The sequence below is a fragment of the Dysgonomonas sp. HDW5A genome (genome assembly GCF_011299555.1).
Classification (GTDB): domain Bacteria; phylum Bacteroidota; class Bacteroidia; order Bacteroidales; family Dysgonomonadaceae; genus Dysgonomonas_A.
This window is the reverse complement of sequence record NZ_CP049857.1, coordinates 4,265,463-4,288,208: the sequence shown is the minus strand read 5'-3', so window position 1 is coordinate 4,288,208 and position 22,746 is coordinate 4,265,463. Positions and strand designations below refer to the sequence as shown.

Here is a 22,746-nt window from a genome sequence, read left to right as displayed (position 1 = left end):
TCCTAAAATGAATTAATTTGGAATTCCAAAGTTAGCGAATAATCCTAAATAATCAGTAAAAACAAGTTCGCATATTGAAATCAACAAACTTCCAGGTTATTGACTTCAATTTATTACCTTGTTAACTCAATTCCTTTCTTATAATACTCATTCATTAGGAGTGCATAATCATTCTGCTGTTTCATACAAAATAGTGTCAAAATAAATACCAACAAGCTAAGAATAGCAATTAATAAAGACGATTTCCGAAGTTTGAATAATTTGAAATTCAAGAAGGACTTTTTATCATCTGACTTTATTGCAGGCTGTTCTGCGGGTTCTTTCAGTATTGATGACATATAAGACAAAATTTTATATACTCCTTCCGTATCCTTTTCTAACTGCTCAATATCTTTATGAATAACTTTGAAATGCGAATCGCAGTGTGTTCCCAGTCCTTGTATATACTTTTCTAATTTTGAGACTATCTCGTCTTTTTCTTTCTGAAAATCAGGCTTAATGATTGCCTGCTCATCTCTTAAATTTGATGATTTCTGCATTTCGGAAAATTTTTCCAGCTTCTTATCTACCTCTGAAAGTTTTTCCCAAAGGGCATCGTTCGATACTGATTGTGCCATATTCTTTTATTTTTTTAAGTGATTAATAATTAGTTTTAGAGTCTTGGTCTCTTGATTTTCTTCTTTTTCTTTTTTAATCTTAAGGCATCGGCTTTATTCATATCGTAATTTGATGGTTGGATATCAAACAAACTACCTATACCTGATACTGCATCGGCAACCCCCGAAGCAATATTTTCTATCAAATTAGTCTCTGTTGCTTTTGGAATAGCCGTCTGTTGCTCTTGTTGTTGCTCCAGAATATAGCTACTATCGTTGAACACTATATTCAACTTGGAATAGCTGAATTTCCGATCTATTTCCGAACCTTTGAACGAATGCTCTCCTTTCTTAAACGAAATTCCCTGTATTTCATCCGTTTGTCCTTTGCGCTTATACTCTATAGATATGCCTTTTTGTTTGAGAGCTTCTTCAAACTGTTGCCAATTCTTAGCTTTGGGAAGAATCGTTTTGATCGCATGGTAGATTTCATACTTGGTTTGCTCGGCTCCCTTCAACTTCTGAACATTGACTTTATCCTTACCTTTCCCATAAGTCAGATTATACTTGTCCTTCAACTGCTTGCATACCTTTTCGTTACGATATTGGTCATTTCTGTCGGAGACAGTTTTGCCATCGTTATCCACTCGGTTAAATACAATATGACAATGTGGGTGAGAAGTATTGCTGTGGCGAACGATGATATATTGCGTATTCTCTATGCCCATCAACTTCATATATTCTTTTGCCAAGCGTTCCATAAACTGATCCGTCATCCGCTCTTTGTCATCGGGAGAGAATGCTAATGGTATATGCCCGACACATTTAGACAGCTTCGGATTCAGCAGACTTTGCATATAAAAACTGTTGATGATGGATTTTGTATCAACCTCCAACACGCCTTCACTCGCCAAAATCTTTGCATCTTTATCAGCCAAAACATATGAAATACACCCCTTAAAGCTTCGTCCTTTTACTATTTTTCCAATCATCCGAGAGCTTATTTATTATATTTTGGATCGATTCCAATAATGGAACAGCCATATTTTCAAGCCGCTTTACACTTAAAAATTTGGAGGTTTTTACCAATTGATTTAGATTATTTCCCATGTTGGAGAGGTTTCGAAGCGTATCCAATTCTTCTTTTTTGAGCGGTTCTTTTATTTCACCGTTCAGGATAGCATCGTGACAATAGACACTAAGTGGGAGGTTTGCTTTCGCAGCCCGATGCCGAATGGCATAGAACTCCGGCTCGGAAAAGCAGACAGCAATGGTCTTGTCTTTCCGAGTAATAGAACTCTTCTTTGGGCGTCCTCCTTTTCGTTTATCTTGATTGTCTTGATTCAATTTTTTCGATTCTTATTTGCTAATAAAAGCAATAACAAAAGGGTCTGTGACCCCTGAAACTGCGACCATCGGGAGCGGTTTCTCCTTTGGCTGATAAGCCAAAGCGAGGGTTTTCATGTAATGAAAACATAACCTCGCTACGCTAAAATGAACATGAAATGTTCCATTAAAAGCTAAGTCGTTACACTATACAGACTTACTCTACAATGGATAGAAGCTAAACATTAGAGCTTCTTCCATAACTCAACGTCATCCTGATAAATTTCCAAATGGTGGCGTGCAAGGTTTTCGATAAAGCCCGATACGCTCATTCTTCGTCCACCCAACTTACGGACAATCTCATCCAGACTGTCACGTATTTCTCGACTTATAAATACCGGTTTGCGATCTTCGAGGGTTGGAACAGATAGGAATGTTTGCTGATATTCCTCCAATGATTCTTTACGTTGTTTGCTACTTATACGCTTCACCGTGGAACGTGTATCTATCACTGGTTCTGTTTGCATACTATCCTTTGTATTAATCTCATCTTCTGTTTGGATACTTTGTCCGATGCCTCTATTGGCATTCTCTTTACTTGCTCCAATGTCCACTACACTGGAATCCTCCATTCCAAGAAATTCTTTCAGAAGTTCTTCTTTGCTTTCATTATTGGATTTTGGGGTACTGGGTTTCCTTTCAACCGAAGGTACAGGTGACCAGTCTTCGGGCATTGTCTTTTTTTGCTGACCGTTGTCAGTTTGTTTACTGTTCATAGAAATTGATGTTTAGAATGTAAATAGTATGATTCTCCAATAGATGGAAAACCGATTATCGACAGCAAATAAACAACTATTAGTCACCAGTATTAACAAAGTTGGTTTGTATGAAGTAATCTGCAATATCTTTCAACTGTGCCGAATGTGTGAGCAGTGCAGACTGCTGTATTTTGCTCATCTAATTGAACTATACAAGCGAAATATAATGTATTAAAACGATGTACCTTTTTTAGAAATTTGAATGCACATTTTAGTCATAATAGAAATTGCTTTTGCCACTTAAAATGAGAAAAATAGAATTACACTATAGACAACCCCTGCCACAAGCTACCACCGGATTTAAAAGGCATTGAAGGATAAATATTTCTGCTTTACTTCGTATCGGAAGAAAGAAAAATGAGAGAGAGGTGACGCCTCTTGTAGCCAAATCGGCGCCACTGACTGCCACCGGACTAAATGCTTATTAAAGGTTGTGTTTTTCTTTTTTACTTCACAGCAGAACAATGAAGCTATCACAGTTTAATTTGCCTGTTTATGAGTAAAATACAACATGCGGATGCAAAGGGATCTATCAGTTGGAATGTGATAATTGAAAGATTTACTTTTGGAACAAATAGGAATAATAATTTAAAAATATAGTGCATATGGAGATAGTAAATATTGAAGCAAAAACATTTGAGGCGATGCTTTCCAAATTTGAAAGTTTCGCTACCCGGATGGAATACCTTTGCCGTCTGTATGGCGACAAGGAAAGTGAATGGTTGGATAATCAGGATGTATGTATGCTCCTGAATATTTCGCCCCGAACCCTACAAACGCTTCGGGACAACGGAACGCTGGCATATTCGCAGATCAATCATAAGACTTACTATAAGCCCCAAGACGTAGAAAAAGCTCTTCCATTGGTGGAAGAAAAGCGTAAACAAGCCAATCATCAGGGAAAGAAACTGTAAGTATGGAAGAATATCAAATCTATCAAGGTTTTCCAACTGAATGGCTGGGAGCATGGGAAAGTATCAACGCTAATCCCGATGTGTATATCTTTCAGGGATATGATGGCAATTATTATCTGCTTGCGTACAACTATGACAAAGAATCGGAGCGAGGAAATTTTTCTTGCTACGACATGAATGCAGATGAAAATGGGTGGTATATTCGAATGGGAATGAAGTGTTGCCTATTAATGTCTGAAAGTTCTCCTTATGGGCTTCATATCACAAGTTGGGGTAGTTATATAAAGTGTTAAACTAAATTACATGTAAATCAATAAAATAATAACAAGATTATGAGTAACCAATTAATCACATCGGAGAACAATGAACGTGTAAAATCGTTTCTTCTTTCATTGGATCGGCTGGCTTCGCTAATGGAGCGATTGTTTCCTTTCCGCAAGCCGACTTTGAACGGAGAGAGCTTTTATACGGATGAAGAACTCTCGAAAAAACTAAAGCTAAGCAGGAGAAGTCTACAAGATTATCGTAACGAGGGGAGAATCCCATACATCAAACTGGGCGGTAAGATATTGTATCGTTCGTCGGATATTGAAAAATTACTGCAAGATGGTTACAAAGAGAGTTTTAGGAAGTAGCCAGAATCAGAGGCTACCATTATGCTGAAGTTATTATCGGACAATCAGTTATTCTGCGAGCTTCCGCCCTCAAAACGGCAGGGAAGCTATAAGCGAAAATAACTGAAGTTGGACGGTAAATAACTTTTGAGCATTGAAAAATAGGATACATCCCGCATTATGGCAAACTGCTCATGTTAGCGGTAGTTTTTTATTCAATTCGTTTTAGAATTTGCTTCAGTTTTGATTCTACATTCAGTTTGTCAAATAATGTATTTGATAACTTTAATGAGTTTTGAACCGCTATGTTTAAATTTTCCGGGGTTGAATCCGATGTCGTTGTTTTATATTCAGAATACCAAATTTTTTCAATATCTTTTTCTAAATTTTTGGTTGGACTTTCCCAATGTTGAGTTTGCTGATTTGCTAACCTGATAAGCCAAAGCAAATACTTATGGATGTTTGACAAACTTTGATGAGCGTGAGCAAATTCTCCCCGTTTAATCAAATTACTTGTTGTCAGCAAAACATTCAATAGTGATTGACTTAACCACAAAATATTTTCGTTTGTTATTCTGTCAGGCAATTTTATTTTGATTAGATTAAGCGTTTTCGATAAAAGTCCGTCCTTGTCAATGAGGTTCATTTGGTCAAAATCACTAAACGAAACAATTCCTTCCCACGATTTTATAATTCCAATTTCATCTGTTTTTAAAAAATGAAATTCACCTCTAATCATATTCTCGAAAATAGCGACTTCGCTTCCATATTCATTTGTGAAATATAGAGCAACCGGATAAATTTGATTTACCCACTTTTCTGCTGAGAAGTTTTCTTTGCTTTTTAGAAAGATATAAAATTCGATGTCAGAATATTTGTCTCCTTCATTTTTGGTAAATGAACCATACATAAAAATTGCGGAAACATTTTCGTCTTGTTGAGCTATAAATTTAGTTTGATTAATCATTTGTAACTGTGTCATTTTTCTAATTTTTAAAAGTTGATAATACAATTTCACATTACCTGTCAGAAAGCAATGAAAAGTTCTACTTTGATTATTTGGACAGTTACTTATAGCTTCATCGGATTATTCTTTTTGTTTACATGTTTTTCGGCAAAATTACCGCTAACTTATAAACAGGCACATAAGTTATTAAAAATGCGTATTGCACAAAAATAATAAATATTTGGGATACAGATACTATGTTCTTCTAAAACTTTGGATTACAGCACGAGAACAGCAGGCTAAATACATAGCCTGCTGTTCATATTGGGGAAAATTCATTCAATTCAATGTCGGATTTTTAACCGCCTTTACCAGTATTTCGGGTATTTCCATTTTGGTCAGCTTTCTTGTCAGCCACTTCCGAAATACCTCTGCATTTGCCGACTGTACGCGAAAAGCAACGGCAATAACCATCTCCAATCCGTAATAATCAGGATATATTTTTGAATCCTCACAAGTACAACTTCCCGAATAGTCTTCACCGGCAACACCGGATTTAACTACACTTCGTTTCGTTGAACGTTGTTTCTCAATAGCACGAATATGCTTTTTTGCCGTATGATAATAGATACCAAACAAGTCGGCAATTTCCTAAATACTCATTTTTGTTTCACCCGGAACGATTACTGTTCCATTATCTGATAGAATGATTTTTCTATTTTCCATGCTTGTTTGGTTTTAATTGCACCGTTTTACATTGATTTGCTTCATTTTTATTTCCTGTATAATCTGGTAATTTATATTTTTGACCAATACGGCTACTTAACTTCTTCATATCCTCATTAAGCTTCTGTCGTGTTAGCTTGGCATAAATCTGGGTGGTTTTAATGCACTTGTGCCCCATCATTTGGCTGACGGTTTCCATCGGAACTCCCTGTGAGAGCGTAATTAGCGTTCCGAAATTATGTCGGGCCATGTGGTAGGTAATCCGTGTTTCTATCTTACATAGTTTCGCAATTTTCTTCAAATTAACTTCCATGCATGACAGGGTTATCATATTGAAAATCTTGCTTCCCTTTCGCTCTGATTTATATTTCTCCATGATTTGTAATGGTACATCCAATAGTGGAATATTGCATTTACTGCCCGTCTTTTGCCGCTTTATCTTTAACCAAAGGCTTCCGTTCTGCTCTTGGTGGATATTTTCTTCTGATAGATTTCGCATATCGGCATACGACAAACCTGTGAAGGTTGCAAAGATGAACATGTCGCGAGTGTGGCATACACGTTTGGAGGCTATCGATACATTCATAAATTTATCCAGTTCTTCGCGAGTCATGTGCCTGCGTTTACGGGGTGGTTGCTCAGGAATATAGCCAGCGAAAGGATTTTTGTGCAATATCCCCTGACTGATTGCCCTGCGGATTATCTTTCGTAACATAATTGTATAGGAAGAAACTGTATGTGCCGTAAAACCCTGTTCTATACGCATAAACGAATCAAACTTTTCGATAAAAGATAATTCTAATTGTCTGAGTGGAATATCTTCCGTATTATAGTGGGTGCATAAGAAACTTTTTGTTTGATTATACACCGAAATGTAGTTTCGCATAGTTTCAGCAGAACGGGTAATACCTACTTGTTTGGAATATTCTTCGTTATGCTCCCGAAAGAGTTCCAATAAGTTTTCTTTCTTTCGACCAATACCACCCACGGCATTTTTGACTAACTCTGCTGTAATATATCCCTGTTCATTAAGTATCTCTTTATAATACCGGTTAATCTTTTCGGTCAACTGTGTTATCTGATAGTTTGCTTCGGATGCATGACGACTTCTGCCTGTCAGGCGATAAGTTTTTGCATTCCAAAGTTTCGGGTCGACATCTATCCCGACAGAAAACTGAGCCATTTCTGCATTGATGGATATTCTGCCCATCAACGGACACCTGCCGTTTTTCTTTATCTTTTGTCGATTGATGTAAAACAAAACAGCAAAAGTGCTGTAAACGGTGCTTTTCGTGTTGTTTTTATTCTTGTTCCTTGTTGCATTCATTTCTCTTTCCTCCATAAATTACAATACTGCATCAGCAGAGTTACTCCCCTCAAAATCGTATTTGTCCGACAAGCGTTTGTTAAGCAATTGCATATCTTCCCCGATCTTATCATTGCTGACCTGTGCATAGATTCGGGTGGCTCTCCAATCGGTATGTCCAAGCAGTTCGCCTACTGTTTCGAGCGGAACTCCCTGTGAGAGTGTAACAACCGAAGCATAGCAGTGACGTGCCATGTGGAAGGTAACTCGCTTGTCTATACCGCATTCCTTAGCGATTCGTTTCAGGTAGATATTGGTTTTACTGCAACTTATCATCGGAAACAGTTTTCCTTCTTTGGCTATTCCTCGATACTTTTTGATCAGTTGAAGAGGTATTTCCAATAGTGGAATATGACAGGGTGCTCCTGTCTTCTTCCGATTGAGATGAATCCACCAGACTCTATCTTCGGCTTTGGAAATATTTTTTGCAGTCAAATTACGCATATCGCTGAATGCGATACCTGTGAATGAGGAAAATAAGAACATATCCCGAATAAAGTTCAGATTCGGGCGGGACAGTTTTGCTTTTATCAGTGTATCCAACTCATCCGAAGTCAATGATTTGGGAACAGCCTCTTGGACAATGTACTTGTAGTCCATAAACGGGTCGGAGCGAACCAAGCCGTTGTTTATCGCTATTTTAATGATTCTTCGCAGATGAACGATTGTATTGATTATTGTTCCACAAGCAAGACCAAGTTCAATACGCAGGTAGTAGTCATAATCGGCAACAAAGGAAGGAGTCAATGCCTGAAAGGGTATGTCGGAAATATTATATTTCTTTCGCATAAAACGTTTCAGGTGACCAAGGGAGGTTAGAAAACGCTTATACGTTCCTTCTGCACGGTTTACACCTACATTTTGTAAGAATTTCTCATTATGAGCCTCAAAGTATTTGACAAGGGTATCTTGCTCAGATGCAATACCTTGAAAAGCATTTTTGACTTCCAAAGCTGATACATTGTTATTCTTTAGCGAAAGTTCCCGATAAGCGGAATGGATGGCTACGCAGATTTTATTCAAGGATGTATTGATAGAAAGGGCAGTTTTGCTTTTTCCGATAGCTCTTCCCGAGGTAGTATCCCAAAGGGATACAGGGACATAAACTTTGGCACTGAACTGTACCATTGATTTTCCGATGCGGATACGTCCCAGAATGGGAACTGTTCCGTCTGCTTTCTCCTCATTTCGTTTGAGGTAGAAACTTACTTTTACTTCTTGCATAATTAACTCTTTTACAGGTTATAAAATTAACTGTTATAGAGCTAATCAACGATACGCAAAATATTGTGAATTAGTGAATAGGAAACTGATTCAGTCTATAAAACGAACAGAGCGTAGCTTTGTTTGTCGAATTCGTTCAAAATCGTTTACTGTTAGAGGAAAATTCGTTATTTGAATGGGTTGCCACAGTTTTAAAACAGGTAACGTATTCGTAACGGAACATCTTCCTAAATACACAATATTTTGCTTTTTTACTGCTTGCAGCGGAGAGAAGAATAATGAAGTTATCACCAATGTATTAGATACTTACGCCGTTTTTCTGATTCTTGCATTATGAGTGCTGAGTTTAGGAACAAGCGCATCAATATCCTCCTTTGTAACAACAAAATCAGGATCATATCGTCCATTTACATAAGCAGCTTTGATAAGCTCGAAAAGCCGTTTTTCTTCAGCTGTATCAAGCGGAAAGACTTTGATAAACTCATTAGAATATTTCTTTACAGAGTTTAATAATTTTGTGAGATTATGTTGTTTTGGGTTTTCGAGTGTATTCACAAGTCGAATAGCATATAGAGGTACGTGGAAAAAACGGATAAAATGACCCCTAAAAAACGCAGTAAAATGACCCTTGAGAAACGGTTTAAAGTGACCCCTTAAAATAGTTCATTTAGGTTGTTCTTGTAAGGATAAAAAGGAATGATTTAGTTCGCTTGCAAAAGCAAACTAAAACTTTAAGATTTATGCCTAATAAGACCATTACTATGAACAAATTAAGAACAATTATCCGTTTGTATGAGGCCCAGACAGGTCTCAAACCTATTGCCGGGATGGTCCACATCTCACGTAATACTATCAAGAAGTATATCCATCAATGGAACAGTCTGGATATGAGCTACGAAGAGTTTTTATCCAAGAGCGATTCCGAACTGCATGAGTTGTTTTGTGTCTGCCACCAACCCTCCACACCCAATCCTCGTCAGGATACCTTACAATCTCTTCTGCCTGATATTTGTAAAGCACTCACTAAAAAGGGTATGACAACTCTTAAACAATGGCATGATTACATTGAAAACCACCCTGATGGTTATGGGTTAACACAGTTCCGGTTAGCCTTACAGCGTTACCGGTTAATTACCAACCCTACCATGCGTATGGAGCATAAGGCCGGCGATAAAATGTTTGTCGACTACACCGGATCGAAGCTATGGATTTACCCTCATGGGGAATCACCCCGTCAGATAGATGTCTTTGTAGCCATCCTTGGATGTAGTTTATTAACCTATGTTGAAGCGGTCGCAGGTCAAAGCAAAGAAGACTTTATCTCAGCTTGTGAAAATACGTTTTACTACTATGGAGGAGTCCCCCAAGCTATTGTCTCGGATAATTTAAAAGCAGCAGTAATCAACCCCGGACGTTACGAATCTTTACTGAATGAAGAGTTTGAACGTTTTGCCGAACATTATGGTGTAACTGTTGTTCCGGCCCGTGTGCGTAAGCCTCGTGATAAATCCCATGTTGAGAATGCTGTTAAGTTGACTTATAAAGATATTTTTACTCATATCGAGTCGTTACACTGTCCGGATCTTAAGAGTTTAAACACTGCTATCCGTTCGGCTCTGGAACTTTATAACAATCGTCCGATGACTAATCGTAAATACTCCCGTCGAAGCTATTTTGAAGATATAGAAAAAGACACGCAGGGTCCTTTGAATCCTATCTGTTATCAAATTAAGAAGCATGTCATGACTACTGTTGGCAGAGATGGGTACGTGCGTTTACGGGAAGACATTCACATCTATAGTGTGCCTTACATCTACATCAATAAAAAACTTAAAATATCTAATACAGCCAGCGATGTGTTTATCTATGATGGATATACTTGTGTGGCAACTCATGTCCGCGATCGTAAGGAGTTCCGACATACATTTAAACCGGAACATCTTAGTCCTAAGCACAAAGCTATCATGGAATGGTCGCCGGAAACGTTCCTTGCTCAGGCAGCAGAGATACACGAAGATGATGAATGTTATATCCGTAAAATACTGGAAACAAAACGAGATATAGACCAGGCAAACAAGATATGCTCCGGCATATTGAATCTGGCTCGTAAAGTTGGTCCTGCCCGTCTGGCGGCCGCCTGTCGCTTAGCCAACAGCTATGGCAGGTATAGTTTCCTTGAGATACAGGATATCCTGAAAACCAAATCGGAACAAGTCGAGGTAGAGGAAGAAACTGGCGATATCCCTGAACATGAAAACATAAGAGGCAAAGAGTACTATGAATAATCATATAAGAACAAGCTAACGTTAATTTTAAACAAATCAAAAACAACAAAGAATCATGAATAATCGAACATTAGAAAAACTACGTCAGATGCGTCTATACGGGATGCACGATGCTTTTAAGACATCATTGGAAAATACACTAAAAGAGCAGATGACAAAAGACCAGTTTATCTTCCATTTAGTATCCAGTGAATGGGATAATCGTCGAAACAGGGCTATTGAAAGAGCCATTAAGGCAGCCAACTTCCACTATAATGCTTGCCTGGAAGATATAGATTATAGCTTCGAGCGCGGACTGGACCGTAATCAGGTGGACCTCCTGGCGGCCCTCGAATTTGTCAGAGATAGTAAAGACATGCTTATAACAGGACCTACAGGAACCGGGAAAAGTTATTTAGCCACAGCTTTAGGCTATAAGGCCTGTCAGGATGGATACAGGGTATTTTACGCCAGTACCGCTAAACTTATGAGTCAATTAAAGATAGTCAAGGTAAAAGGAACAATCTTAAATGATTTTAAGCGAATAGAAAGAACTGATCTGTTAATCCTCGATGACTTTGCCATGCAAACCTTCGATTCGCAGTCCAGAGGAATACTAATGGATATCATAGAAGACAGGCATCAAAAACGAGCAACGGTGATCACTTCACAGATGCCGGTAAAGGCATGGCATGATACAATCGGGGAAAAGACTGTCGCTGACGCAATCCTGGATAGACTGGTACACCATTCTTTAAGAGTTGAATTGTACGGAGAATCAATCAGAAAAAGAAAAACAAAGAATGAAAGCAGCTTCCAATGATAAATTTAAATGGACCTGTCAATGATATTTTGATATGAATATGTATTTTTGCAAAACAAGTGGACCCCAAATAAGGGAAAGCTAATAAATTAATAGAAGTTTAACTCGGGCTGAATCTCCTTCCTTTTTGCCCCCAATCCCGAGGACAACTTTTGACTATTTTGAAAGGATAACTTCAGGTGGTCATTTTACTGCGTTTTTTAGGGGTCATTTTATCCGTTTTTTCCACGTACCTCTATATGCTATCAATGAATTGACAGGATATCTCGAATCAAAAAACTAATCAAAAATGGAAAATTATTTAGAAACAGCAGAAAAAAATCAGGCAAAAGCAGAAAAGATAGTAGAAGGCTTGAACGAAGTAAGTGAATGATAATCAATTTTATATATGGTTAACCGTGTAGGTTCTACCAGAATGGGCTTACTGATGAAGCCCAGAGATGTTGATTTCCATATCTATACCGATTCATTAGATATTGCCGATAGCTTTAAAGCGACCTTCTGTTATGAATAAGATATATTATCCCTGATAATCTAGGAGATAACTAGAGCATCTGTTGCAAGCCTTCAAAAAATCTCTCTTTTCACATCCAAGCATAATCGATCCCTCAGTTTAAAAGATGTTGTCCTTCATATGAACTAATCACATACTATGTATGTTCATATGTTTAAGTATTCAATTTAACAAGTTTATTATTCTTTAATTGACTTTATTCAAAACGTCAGTAAGTGGTAGGGTGATTAAATTATATTATGTGTTAGTCTCAAAATCGATAACAGTTTATCTTATATTTTAGTATAATTAGTCAAGCATTTTATTTAGGAAACGATGAAACATTTATCCGGAAATTTTACTTCTTTGCTACTCTTTTTTATTATTGTCTTTAGTTCCTGTAATAGTTATAAACAACTACCTTATTTGAAAGATGCAGGAGAAATTTCTCCCGAGATATTATCTACCTCTGTGCATGAAGCCAAGATCATGCCTAATGATATAATCAGCATCACGGTCAACTCTACAGTACCCGGTGCCGCAGTTGATTTTAATTTGCCATTAGTGCCAACCAATCTGAGTAGTCCTTTACAAACTACCATTGCTCCGTCAACTGCCAATTCAGGAGGCTTACAAAATTATATGGTAAACAAAGACGGAAAAATAGACTTCCCCGTATTAGGAACGCTAAAAGTTGGAGGAATGACAACGAATGAAGTGCAGGACTACTTGGTTTCGCTTATTTATCCCCGCTATATCGTCGAAAAACCAATTGTAAATGTAAGATTCTTAAATTTTGAAGTTTCTGTTCTTGGAGAAGTAAATAAACCCGGAGTATATAATTCCCAAAATGGGCAAATAACCATTTTTGATGCCCTTGCCGAAGCCGGAGATATGACTATTTATGGTAAGAGAGATAATGTATTGCTGCTAAGAACACTTGAAAGTGGAGAAACAGTTATGTACAGAATAAATATGCAGGATAAAAATCTGTTGAAAAACGAAAATATATTCTATATGCAGCAAAACGATAAACTTTATGTAGAGACAAATAAAGCTAAAGGAAACAATTCGAGCTTTGGTACTATGCAATCAATAGGACTATCCGCCTTGTCTATCATCGTATCTGTTATATCAGTTGTAGCCATCTTAACCCGTTGATATAGAAATGGAAAAAGGAAATGAAAATCGGAAGAATCTCAATAATACAACATCTTTAGCGGATACTGTATTCGAATATTTGCGCTATTGGAAATGGTTTATAATATCTGTTATAATTTGTTTGGTCATTAGTGCAATGGGAATACTTGTAACTCAAAAAGAATATAAGTCATCGTTGTCGATATTGTTGAATGAAGACAAAGGCTCAGGCAAAAGCAATGCTGCTGCCGAACTGGATTTAAATGCTCTGGGTTTGTTATCAACAACTAATAATCTAGATAATGAAATTGCAATACTGTCTTCTCCCGACTTGATGTATTCAGTTGTAGACACATTGAATTTGCAAGCAGTATATTATATTAATGAAAAACTTAGGAAAATAGAATTATATAAGGAATCTCCATTCTTAGTAAGTTTTGATCCTCAAAAACGGGATAAGATTGGAAATATTGAGTTTTATATACAAAAGAATGGTGCTGAATACGAAGTTTATGGTGCATCTGGAAATCATAAAATAAGCGAAAATCTACAGGTATTACCTGCTAAAATAAAAGTAGACGATATTGAACTTACTATTCAATTGACAGGAAAAGAGGTTGTTGACGGAGAGGAGTACTATGTCCAGATAAATGATATAGCATCAACAGTTTCCTCTCTTTGCGGTCGATTGACAGTATCACCATTCAGTAAAACATCGTCGGTACTCAATCTTGTTTTTTTGGGTAACAGTACAGAAAAAGGCAGTGCCATACTTAGGGAGTTAATAAAGCAGTACAATGAAATGAATGTCAATATTAAAAATGAGATAGCTTATAATACAGCCATTTTTATTAATGATAGACTAAAAGAAATATCAGTTGAATTGGGTAGTGCCGAAGAAAATGTGGTAAACTTTAAACAAGAAAATCAGATTACGGACTTAACCTCCGAAGCTCAATTGTTTGTTCAACAGACAGGTGTAAACGATCAAAAGCTGATGGATGCAGAGACTCAGATAAATCTGATTTCTTTAATTGAACGTTTTGTAAATGATCCAAACAATAAACTTGCCGTAATACCCAATATCGGAATATCGGATTTGGGATTGACTCAAATAATCGGAGAGTATAATAATAAGCTACTTAATTCTGAAGTTCAGTTAAAAGGGATGGGGCAAGATAACCCCAGCTATATAAGGCTGACTGCCGATATTAATAATATGCATAATAGCATTGTAAACTCATTGAAAAATGTGAAGCAATCTTACAATGTAGCAAAACAGGATATTCTACGACAATCTTCCTCTACAAAATCGAAAGTAACATCTATTCCTCAGCAAGAAAGAGGCTTGATTGAAAAAGTGCGTGAACAGCAGATTAAAGAAAATCTGTTTTTATTCCTTATGCAAAAACGGGAGGAAACAAATCTGTCTATTGCTTCCACACCCAATAAAGCTCGTATTATAGTTTCACCTCAAGAGAATACCCCACCTATAGCTCCCAGAACTCAGATTATTATTTTCACTGCATTTATTTTAGGACTTGTAATTCCAATATTGGTTATTTATATAAGAAGCCTCTTTAAAACGCAGATAAAAAACAGAAGTGAACTTGAAAAATTATCCACTATACCTATTGTCGGGCAGATTGCACGTAATGCGGTTAAAGATCAAATTGTAATACAATCGAACCAGAACTCGGGAATAGCAGAAATGTTTCGCTCTTTAAGAAACAATCTGAACTTTATATTTTATCATAAAGTGAATCAGCTGATTCTAGTTACATCTACTACAACAGGGGAAGGTAAGACATTTATAAGCTTAAACTTATCAATGAGTTTTGCTTTATCGGGTAAGAAAGTACTATTGATCGGAGGCGATATAAGAAATCCCAAACTGCATAGATATTTAAAATTAGATAACAAAAGAGGATTAAGTGATTATTTAGCAGATGAAGACCCATGGGAGAATTATGTAAGTGATTCGGAGTTACATAAGAATTTGAAAATTATGCAGTCAGGAACAATTCCTCCAAATCCGAATGAATTGCTAATGAATCCACGTCTCAAAGAGCTTCTTTCAGAGGTTAAAAAAGAATATGATTTTATAATAATTGATACTGCTCCAGTAGGTTTGGTATCAGATACATACCTTATCGATGAATACGTAGATGCTACTTTGTATATTGTCCGTGAAGGTATTACACCTAAGACTGCAGTCAATTTTATGAATGCTCAAAAGGAAGAAGGTAAATTAATGAATATGTATTTAGTTTTAAATGATTCACATTTAGACAGTAACTACAAATATGGATATGGAAAAGCTTATGGATATCAAATTAAATAATTCGACGATACTAGTTACGGGGGGAGCCGGATTTATAGGTTCTAATCTATGTGAAGAGTTACTAAAACAGGATTGTAAAGTAGTTTGCTTAGATAATTTTTCTACCGGTAAAATAGAGAACATACTTCATTTATTTGATAATAAAAACTTCAAGTTAATTGTCGGAGATATTCGCAAAATAGAAGATTGTCAGAAAGTTACAAAAGGAGTTGATTACGTTTTACATGAAGCCGCTTTAGGATCAGTACCCCGTTCGATTGCCGATCCTATAACGAGCAACGATGTTAATGTATCAGGTTTCCTGAATATGCTTGTTGCAGCAAGAGAAGCCAATGTAAAGCGGTTTATTTATGCAGCCAGTTCTTCTACTTATGGTGATTCCAAGTCATTACCCAAAGTGGAAGATGTTATTGGAAAACCATTGTCGCCATACGCAATAACCAAATATGTGAATGAATTATATGCAGATGTATTTTCGAGAACATATGGTATGGAATGTATTGGGTTGAGGTATTTTAATGTATTTGGGCGTAGACAAGATCCCAATGGAGCCTATGCAGCAGTGATTCCCTTGTTTGTAAAGAAACTAATAGATCACGAATCACCTGTTATTAATGGAGATGGTGAGTATTCAAGAGATTTTACGTATATCAAAAACGTAGTTCAAATGAACCTACTGGCTCTTTCTGTTTCTGATAAGAGTGCTCTGAATACTGTATATAATACTGCATATGGCGAACGGACTACATTAAATCAATTAGTTGGGTATCTCAAAGAATACTTGAGTCAATACGACTCTCAAATAGCGAATATTGAAGTAATATACGGCGATAATAGGTCGGGAGATATACCTCATTCATTGGCAAGTATAGAGAAAGCCGAAAGTTTACTCGGATATCATCCGCAATATAGTATGAAACAAGGTCTCAAAGAAGCAGTCCAATGGTACTGGGAAAATCTGAAATAAAATGGATAAAGCTAAAATAGGAATTATAGGTCTTGGCTACGTAGGACTACCACTAGCCCGATTATTTGCAACTAAATATCCTGTAGTCGGTTTTGATGTAAACAAGTCTCGGGTTGATCAACTGATGAGTGGATATGATTGTACATTGGAGGTGGAAGAGTCGGTTCTTCGATCTGTATTAAAGAACGAAAGTGATGATACGAACGGATTATATTGTTCATCCGACCTTGATGATATTAAAGATTGTAACTATTATATTGTTACTGTACCCACTCCTGTAGATAAAAATAATCGTCCAGACCTTACTCCTCTTTATAGAGCGAGTGAGACTATAGGTAAGGTGGTTGGCAAAGATGATATTGTCATTTACGAATCTACGGTATATCCGGGAGCTACGGAAGATGACTGTATACCGGTTGTAGAAAAAATATCGGGACTCAAATTTAATGTAGATTTCTTTGCCGGATATTCTCCTGAAAGAATAAATCCGGGAGATAAAGAACATACAGTCGAAAAAATTAAGAAAGTAACCTCAGGATCGACTCCTCAAATAGGAGAAAAAGTCAATGCCTTATATTCCTCAGTTATAACTGCCGGTACACATTTAGCGCCCTCCATAAAAGTCGCCGAAGCTGCTAAAGTAATTGAGAATTCGCAACGAGATATTAATATTGCTTTTGTAAACGAACTGAAGAAGATATTCGATCGCATGGATATTGACACTACTGCGGTTCTTGAGGCTGCTGCCACCAAATGGAATTTTTTAAAATTCAACCCGGGGTTAGTGGGAGGTCATTGTATAGGTGTAGACCCTTATTATTTAGCACAAAAAGCTCAAGAATACGGTTATCACCCCGAAATAATTCTTTCGGGCAGACGTATGAATGACAGTATGGGCGAATATGTTGCCAGCGAGGTGGTGAAAAAAATGATAAGATCAGGTATTCAAGTTAAAGGGGCTGATATTCTGGTGTTGGGCATAACCTTCAAGGAGAACTGTCCCGATGTTAGGAATACCAGGGTGGTAGATGTTATTCGTGAGTTGAAGGAATATGATACTAATGTTGTAATATATGATCCGTGGGCAAATCCGGAGGAGGTTTATCACGAGTATGGATTGGATATTGAAACTAAACTTCCGACAGCAAAATTCGATGCAGTTGTTCTAGCTGTTACACATAAGGAGTTTGAGGGTTTAGACTTTTCTGCTTCAATCAAAGATAAGGGAGTATGCTATAGCTTAAAGAAAAGCTAAAGACCGTATGATATGAAGTGGTTTATGCTATGAAAATAAAGGCATATTTAATGATTAATTTTTGATGATGAGTAAATTAAGAATACCTCAATCTTTTAAGAATAACTATAAGTTTATTGAAAATTTTTCATATCTGTCACTTCTTCAAATTTTCAATTTATTAGTGCCATTGATTACATATCCCTATTTAATACGGGTTGTAGGGCCCGAAATGTATGGTACAGTTGTATTTGCACAATCCATTATTGGATATTTTTCTCTTGTAATAGAATTTGGATTTAATATTTCCGGAACGAAAAGTATTTCAGAGAATGTACATGATACTCGTAAAATATCAGAAGTCGTGTCGTCAATACTATTACTAAAACTTATGCTCTGGATTATTTGCTTAGGCGTACTTGCACTATGTATGTGGATGCTTCCTGTTATGAGGGAACATAAAATTCTTTATCTATTTGCATTTACGTTTACATTTAATGAGTTTCTATTTCCTCAATTTTTCTTTCAAGGCATCGAAAAATTGAAGTATGTGACCTTCATAAATGTCTTTACCCGTTCTATTTTTCTCGTTTTGGTATTTTTTGTAATTAAAGATCAATCAGATTATTTTAAAATCCCATTACTGAATGGACTGGGAGCTTTCATTGGAGGAATGATTGCTTTATACATAGTTTTTGTAAAAGAGAAAATTCGTTTTGTCTTACCATCCATTCAAATTATGAAGACTTATTTTATTGAAAGTTTTACCATATTTTCAACAAAACTGTCTTATAACCTGAGAGATAAAACCGTTATAGTCTTAGTCGGAATTCTTTTTACCAAAACCGTAGTTGCATATTACGATTTGGCTATGAAATTGGTTGGGCTTTTCACCTCCTTGTATCAAACTGTACCTGTTGCCGTATTACCAAGATTAATAAAAAACAGGAATCATTCTTTTTCGAAGTTGGTTTTTATAGCAACTATATTTGTAGGAGTTCTTTATAGTCTTTTGATATTTATTTTCTCGAAACAAATTGTTCTTTTTCTGGGAGGAGAAGAATTGGCTCCCGCAATTCCTTATGTAATATTATTGACAATCTCGGCAACATTTTTTGCAGTAAATACATTGCTCAATTATTACCTGATAATTAATAGTGATAAAAACATTATGCTTAAGACTACTTTCTATAGTTTATTTCTTTTTATTGCTCTATTACCTATCTTATTTCTGAAATGTAACTTATATGTTTTAGTCATTATTTTCATAAGCTCTATCGTGTTCGAAACTTTTTATAAGTTATACATCTTTAATAACAATCAAAGTTTACGCAAATGGATACTATAAAAAGAATTGCCAATATTAAGCTTTGGGAGGGAGCAAAGGTGAAGAATATCTATTTTGCCTTCCAACGATACATTCATATCCCCAAAGAACTTTATTATTCATTCAAATACTATTTGTCATTCAAACCTGTGAGGTCTTGTGATATTACCCGAGGAATGCGGTATCTGGGAAAAAAAAGAACAGTTCTGCCTCATCCCGTTGGAATTGTTATAGGAGAAGGTGTATCTCTTGGTTACGATTGCAGGATATTTCAGAATGTAACAATCGGTGTAAAATCAACTAAGGAGAATATTTATCCAACTATTGGCGATAACGTTATTATTTCCGCGAATGCTGTAATTATCGGAAATATCCATATCGGGAATAATGTCACTATAGGAGCCGGATCAATTGTTTTATCGGATGTTCCAAACAATGCTGTTGTAGCTGGAAATCCTGCAAGAATAATTTCATACAAGAAGTAGATGAAGAAGGATCGAAATATAATATTCATATTGCCAACTTTGGGTTTAGGTGGCATGGAGAGAGTAGTTACAGAACTATCGAATCACTTGGTTCAGGATAATTATATTGTATCGATTGTAACATTGATCAAACATACGATACAGTATGATATTAACCCCAAAGTTGAACTTATAACATCGGATATTGATTATACGGGAAAAATTTTCAATAAACTGAAAATTATGTTGAATCTGAGGCATAATCTTAAACGACTTAAATTAGAGGAGAATGTATTTCTTTCTTTTGGTGAAAGATTTAACAGCCTTTCCATACTGGCATGCAGAAGCCTTGGTATAAAAGAAATATTTGTATCAGACAGAAACAATCCTTATGCAAACAACGGATATGTGAATGATAAATTAAGAAATGCTCTTTATCCCTTTGCTAAAGGTATTATTGCTCAAACAACTGAGGCGCAAAAGCATTTCCATAAATTAAAGTTGAATGAGAATATTTTGGTATTGAATAATCCGATAAAGCAGATTCGATATAAAGGAGATTCTCCTAAATCGCATACTATACTGACTGTAGGCAGACTTGATAAGCTGAAAAATCATGAAGAACTGATTGATATTTTTACGGCCATAAACGATGATACTTGGAATTTAGTAATTGTTGGAGGAGGGGAGTTATATGATCACCTGAAAAGTAAAATTGAGAATAACCCTTTACAGCATAATATATTTTTGGAAGGTCCCAAATCAAATGTAGATGATTATTTAAACGATGCTGAGATTTTTGCATTTACGTCTCTTTCCGAAGGTTTTCCGAATGTCCTGATTGAAGCAATGTCGGTTCCTTTAGCTTGTATTGCCTATGATTGTAAAGTTGGTCCTGCCGATATTATAGACCATAATAGAAATGGAATCCTTATTCCATTGAAAAATCGGGAGCTATTTACTTCCGAATTAAAGCAATTGATGAATGACAAGGAGAGGCGAAACAGATTAAAGAATGAAGCAATTAAGGTACGAGAAAAATACAATATAAATGAGATTTGTCGGCATTTGGTAGATTTCATCAATACTAAAATGATGTAGGATGATGACTATTGATTTTATATCTGCAAATATTTATGCATCCATATATTTTTATGTAATGCTACTTGTTGTGCTATTTACAATACTACATAGTTTTACTTTGGATATTGATGATCGCAAAAATCTGTCTTATATAAGGAACATGAACTTCTTTGTATTGTTCTTCTCCATCTTTTATATAGGGTTACGCCCTATTAATGAGGTATTTGTTGATATGGTATCATATGCTGCATTTTTTAATATGACAAAACAGGGATCACAATTTATACCCATTACAGGAGATGTTCTGTTTGATGCCTATTCGTTTTTATGTTCCAAAATAATGAATGTTCAATCGTACTTTCTTCTTTGTGCTATTATATATATTGTTCCCCTCTACATTGTTTCAAAGAAATGGTTTGGAGAATATGCTTTTTATGCATTCCTGGCATTGATTATTTCATTTTCCTTTTGGGCTTATGGAACTAATGGTATACGAAACGGTTTATCTACAAGCTTGTTTATTCTGGCTATATCCCGTGATAAACGGTTATTTCAAATACTTTGGATAATAGTCGCTATTGGTTTTCATAAATCAATATTACTCCCTACAATCTGTTTTATAGTAGCTCAATTATATCATAAACCGAACAGGATACTTATGTTTTGGGTATTATGTATTCTATTGTCAGTCTCTCTAGGTCATTTTTGGGAGAATCTTTTTTCAAACTTAAATATTGATGATCGAATTAGTTACCTGACTAATGAAGGTAATAGTAGTATCATTGCAGCAACAAGGTTTCGCTGGGATTTTCTTCTTTATAGCAGTATCGGAGCATTTGCCGGATGGTATTATATCAATAAGCTGCATTTTGAGGATAGAATATATAATTGCCTTTATACTATATATCTTCTATCCAATGCCTTCTGGATACTTATAATTAGAGCCAGTTATTCAAACAGGTTTGCCTATCTATCTTGGTTTATACTCGCCTTGATAGTTATTTATCCCCTTTTAAAAGAAAATCTGGTAAATAATCAACAGGTTAAAATTGGGTTTGTTTTATTAGCATATTTCTCTTTTACCTTCATAATGAATGTAATAATATATTGATCTAAGAATATGATGAAAGAATTAAGTATAATAATACCCATATACAATGTAGAGAAATATATTAGGTCTTGTTTAGATTCTGTATATAGACAAAATATTGATCACAATCGCTTTGAAGTTGTAGTCATAGATGATGAGTCTCCTGATAACAGCAGGTTTATTGTGGAAGAATATGCAAAAGATAAAGACAATATTATAATCATAAGCCAAAAGAATAAAGGACTGGGGGGGGCTCGCAATACGGGAATCGAACAAGCTCAGGGTAGATATCTGTTGTTTCTTGATTCAGACGATTATTATTTAGATAATACTTTGGGAATGTTAATAAACCAGTGTATCCAATTAAGTGTAGATGTCTTAGAATTTGGAGCCCAGGGCGTTAATGAGGATGGGAAGATTACGTACAGCAAAATATTTACAAATTCGGGTATTTATAGCGGAGTAGATTATTATTCGAAAACAAATTGTATGGATTCGGCTTGTAATAAAATCTATTTAAGAGAATTTTTGATTTCGCATAATCTCTTTTTCCTGGAGAGAATATACATCGAAGATTATGAATTTAATACAAGAGTGTTTCTAAAAGCAAAGAGATTTGCTTCAACATCGCTACTTGTTGCATGTTTCTTTCAGAATCAGAGTTCAATAACCCGAAATACCGATCGTTCAAAAAGGTTGAAATTGCGATCAGACCTCATAACGGTTATGGAGCATATCAAATCGTTGGCATATGACTGTGATGACAAGCGATCGATTTCATTAATTGAGGAAAGATTAACTTTCTTGAATGTCTCGTTATTTTATCAACTTTCTAAAGACAAGTGTAAACTATCCGAATATAAGGAAATGAAAAATAAGTTATACGAGCTGGACTTAATATACCTGAATCACCCATTGAAGAATAAGAAAAAGAACTTGTTTCGGTCTGTTTTTCTAATTCTAACAAAATTGAAAGTAATCTGATCA

The 22,746-nt window shown here is 35.9% G+C and carries 23 protein-coding genes and 1 pseudogene; 15 read left to right on the top strand and 9 right to left on the bottom strand.

Features of this window, described 5'->3' with window-relative positions:
• Nucleotides 1–113: 113 nt before the first annotated feature.
• The 4 genes from G7050_RS17750 to G7050_RS17735 form a co-directional block, all read right to left on the bottom strand.
• Nucleotides 114–617, bottom strand: coding sequence for a hypothetical protein (locus G7050_RS17750; RefSeq protein WP_166117592.1), 504 nt, complete (start codon nt 615–617; stop codon nt 114–116).
• Nucleotides 618–652: 35 nt separating this feature from the next.
• The gene (locus G7050_RS17745) at nt 653–1,588 is read right to left on the bottom strand and encodes a relaxase/mobilization nuclease domain-containing protein (RefSeq protein WP_166117591.1); all 936 of its coding nucleotides are present in this window, start codon (nt 1,586–1,588) and stop codon (nt 653–655) included.
• On the bottom strand, nt 1,554–1,943 hold the full coding sequence (locus tag G7050_RS17740; RefSeq protein WP_166117590.1) for a hypothetical protein: 390 nt from the start codon (nt 1,941–1,943) through the stop codon (nt 1,554–1,556). Before G7050_RS17740 ends, G7050_RS17745 begins: the two co-directional genes overlap by 35 nt.
• A gap of 224 nt (nt 1,944–2,167) precedes the next feature.
• The gene (locus G7050_RS17735; protein WP_166117589.1) at nt 2,168–2,698 is read right to left on the bottom strand and encodes a DUF3408 domain-containing protein; all 531 of its coding nucleotides are present in this window, start codon (nt 2,696–2,698) and stop codon (nt 2,168–2,170) included.
• 647 nt (nt 2,699–3,345) lie between these two features.
• On the opposite strand from G7050_RS17735, the gene G7050_RS17730 reads away from it, so the two are divergent.
• From G7050_RS17730 to G7050_RS17720, 3 genes are read left to right on the top strand one after another with little or no spacing between them, the layout of a single operon-like run.
• On the top strand, nt 3,346–3,654 hold the full coding sequence (locus tag G7050_RS17730; protein WP_166117588.1) for a helix-turn-helix domain-containing protein: 309 nt from the start codon (nt 3,346–3,348) through the stop codon (nt 3,652–3,654).
• A 2-nt stretch (nt 3,655–3,656) separates the two neighbouring features.
• Nucleotides 3,657–3,947: a DUF3876 domain-containing protein gene (locus G7050_RS17725; RefSeq protein ID WP_166117587.1), complete on the top strand. Its 291-nt coding sequence runs from the start codon at nt 3,657–3,659 to the stop codon at nt 3,945–3,947.
• 39 nt (nt 3,948–3,986) lie between these two features.
• Nucleotides 3,987–4,289: a helix-turn-helix domain-containing protein gene (locus tag G7050_RS17720; RefSeq protein WP_166117586.1), complete on the top strand. Its 303-nt coding sequence runs from the start codon at nt 3,987–3,989 to the stop codon at nt 4,287–4,289.
• 190 nt (nt 4,290–4,479) lie between these two features.
• On the opposite strand, the gene G7050_RS17715 is transcribed toward G7050_RS17720, so the two are convergent.
• The 5 genes from G7050_RS17715 to G7050_RS17695 all read right to left on the bottom strand — a co-directional run bounded on the left by G7050_RS17715 (nt 4,480) and on the right by G7050_RS17695 (nt 9,085).
• A complete protein-coding gene (locus tag G7050_RS17715) occupies nt 4,480–5,250 on the bottom strand; it encodes an aminoglycoside 6-adenylyltransferase (protein ID WP_221412816.1) in 771 nt (256 codons plus the stop codon).
• Between the two features lie 303 nt (nt 5,251–5,553).
• Nucleotides 5,554–5,853 (bottom strand): hypothetical protein, encoded by a 300-nt coding sequence (locus tag G7050_RS17710; protein WP_255499211.1) that lies wholly within the window; start codon nt 5,851–5,853, stop codon nt 5,554–5,556.
• A 76-nt stretch (nt 5,854–5,929) separates the two neighbouring features.
• Nucleotides 5,930–7,267 (bottom strand): site-specific integrase, encoded by a 1,338-nt coding sequence (locus tag G7050_RS17705; RefSeq protein WP_166117585.1) that lies wholly within the window; start codon nt 7,265–7,267, stop codon nt 5,930–5,932.
• A gap of 18 nt (nt 7,268–7,285) precedes the next feature.
• Nucleotides 7,286–8,530: a site-specific integrase gene (locus G7050_RS17700; RefSeq protein WP_166117584.1), complete on the bottom strand. Its 1,245-nt coding sequence runs from the start codon at nt 8,528–8,530 to the stop codon at nt 7,286–7,288.
• Nucleotides 8,531–8,836: 306 nt separating this feature from the next.
• The gene (locus G7050_RS17695; RefSeq protein WP_255499210.1) at nt 8,837–9,085 is read right to left on the bottom strand and encodes a HEPN domain-containing protein; all 249 of its coding nucleotides are present in this window, start codon (nt 9,083–9,085) and stop codon (nt 8,837–8,839) included.
• Nucleotides 9,086–9,291: 206 nt separating this feature from the next.
• Between G7050_RS17695 and istA the strand changes: the two genes are divergently transcribed.
• The 12 genes and pseudogenes from istA (at nt 9,292) to G7050_RS17640 (ending at nt 22,743) form a co-directional block, all read left to right on the top strand.
• Entirely contained in the window at nt 9,292–10,815 is a 1,524-nt protein-coding gene (istA, locus tag G7050_RS17690; protein ID WP_166117583.1) for an IS21 family transposase, read from the top strand.
• Nucleotides 10,816–10,870: 55 nt separating this feature from the next.
• Nucleotides 10,871–11,617, top strand: coding sequence for an IS21-like element helper ATPase IstB (gene istB, locus G7050_RS17685; RefSeq protein WP_166117582.1), 747 nt, complete (start codon nt 10,871–10,873; stop codon nt 11,615–11,617).
• Nucleotides 11,618–12,008: 391 nt separating this feature from the next.
• Nucleotides 12,009–12,113: pseudogene (locus G7050_RS17960) on the top strand (phosphoglycerate mutase family protein); the annotation flags it as partial.
• Nucleotides 12,114–12,446: 333 nt separating this feature from the next.
• Nucleotides 12,447–13,271 carry a polysaccharide biosynthesis/export family protein gene (locus G7050_RS17680; protein ID WP_166117581.1) on the top strand — a complete coding sequence of 275 codons (825 nt, stop codon included), beginning with the start codon at nt 12,447–12,449 and terminating at the stop codon, nt 13,269–13,271.
• Between the two features lie 7 nt (nt 13,272–13,278).
• Nucleotides 13,279–15,594: a tyrosine-protein kinase family protein gene (locus tag G7050_RS17675; protein ID WP_166117580.1), complete on the top strand. Its 2,316-nt coding sequence runs from the start codon at nt 13,279–13,281 to the stop codon at nt 15,592–15,594.
• Nucleotides 15,563–16,561 carry an SDR family oxidoreductase gene (locus G7050_RS17670; protein ID WP_255499326.1) on the top strand — a complete coding sequence of 333 codons (999 nt, stop codon included), beginning with the start codon at nt 15,563–15,565 and terminating at the stop codon, nt 16,559–16,561. Before G7050_RS17675 ends, G7050_RS17670 begins: the two co-directional genes overlap by 32 nt.
• 1 nt (nt 16,562) lies before the next feature.
• Nucleotides 16,563–17,816, top strand: a complete 1,254-nt coding sequence (locus G7050_RS17665; RefSeq protein WP_166117579.1) for a nucleotide sugar dehydrogenase — start codon at nt 16,563–16,565, stop codon at nt 17,814–17,816.
• A 64-nt stretch (nt 17,817–17,880) separates the two neighbouring features.
• Complete coding sequence (locus tag G7050_RS17660) at nt 17,881–19,143, top strand: oligosaccharide flippase family protein (protein ID WP_166117578.1); 1,263 nt, start codon at nt 17,881–17,883, stop codon at nt 19,141–19,143.
• Nucleotides 19,131–19,607, top strand: coding sequence for a serine O-acetyltransferase (locus tag G7050_RS17820; RefSeq protein ID WP_221412815.1), 477 nt, complete (start codon nt 19,131–19,133; stop codon nt 19,605–19,607). Before G7050_RS17660 ends, G7050_RS17820 begins: the two co-directional genes overlap by 13 nt.
• Nucleotides 19,608–20,687 (top strand): glycosyltransferase, encoded by a 1,080-nt coding sequence (locus G7050_RS17650; protein WP_166117577.1) that lies wholly within the window; start codon nt 19,608–19,610, stop codon nt 20,685–20,687.
• Between the two features lies 1 nt (nt 20,688).
• Entirely contained in the window at nt 20,689–21,780 is a 1,092-nt protein-coding gene (locus G7050_RS17645; RefSeq protein WP_166117576.1) for an EpsG family protein, read from the top strand.
• Nucleotides 21,781–21,789: 9 nt separating this feature from the next.
• Complete coding sequence (locus G7050_RS17640) at nt 21,790–22,743, top strand: glycosyltransferase family 2 protein (protein ID WP_166117575.1); 954 nt, start codon at nt 21,790–21,792, stop codon at nt 22,741–22,743.
• The last annotated feature ends 3 nt before the right edge of the window (nt 22,744–22,746 follow it).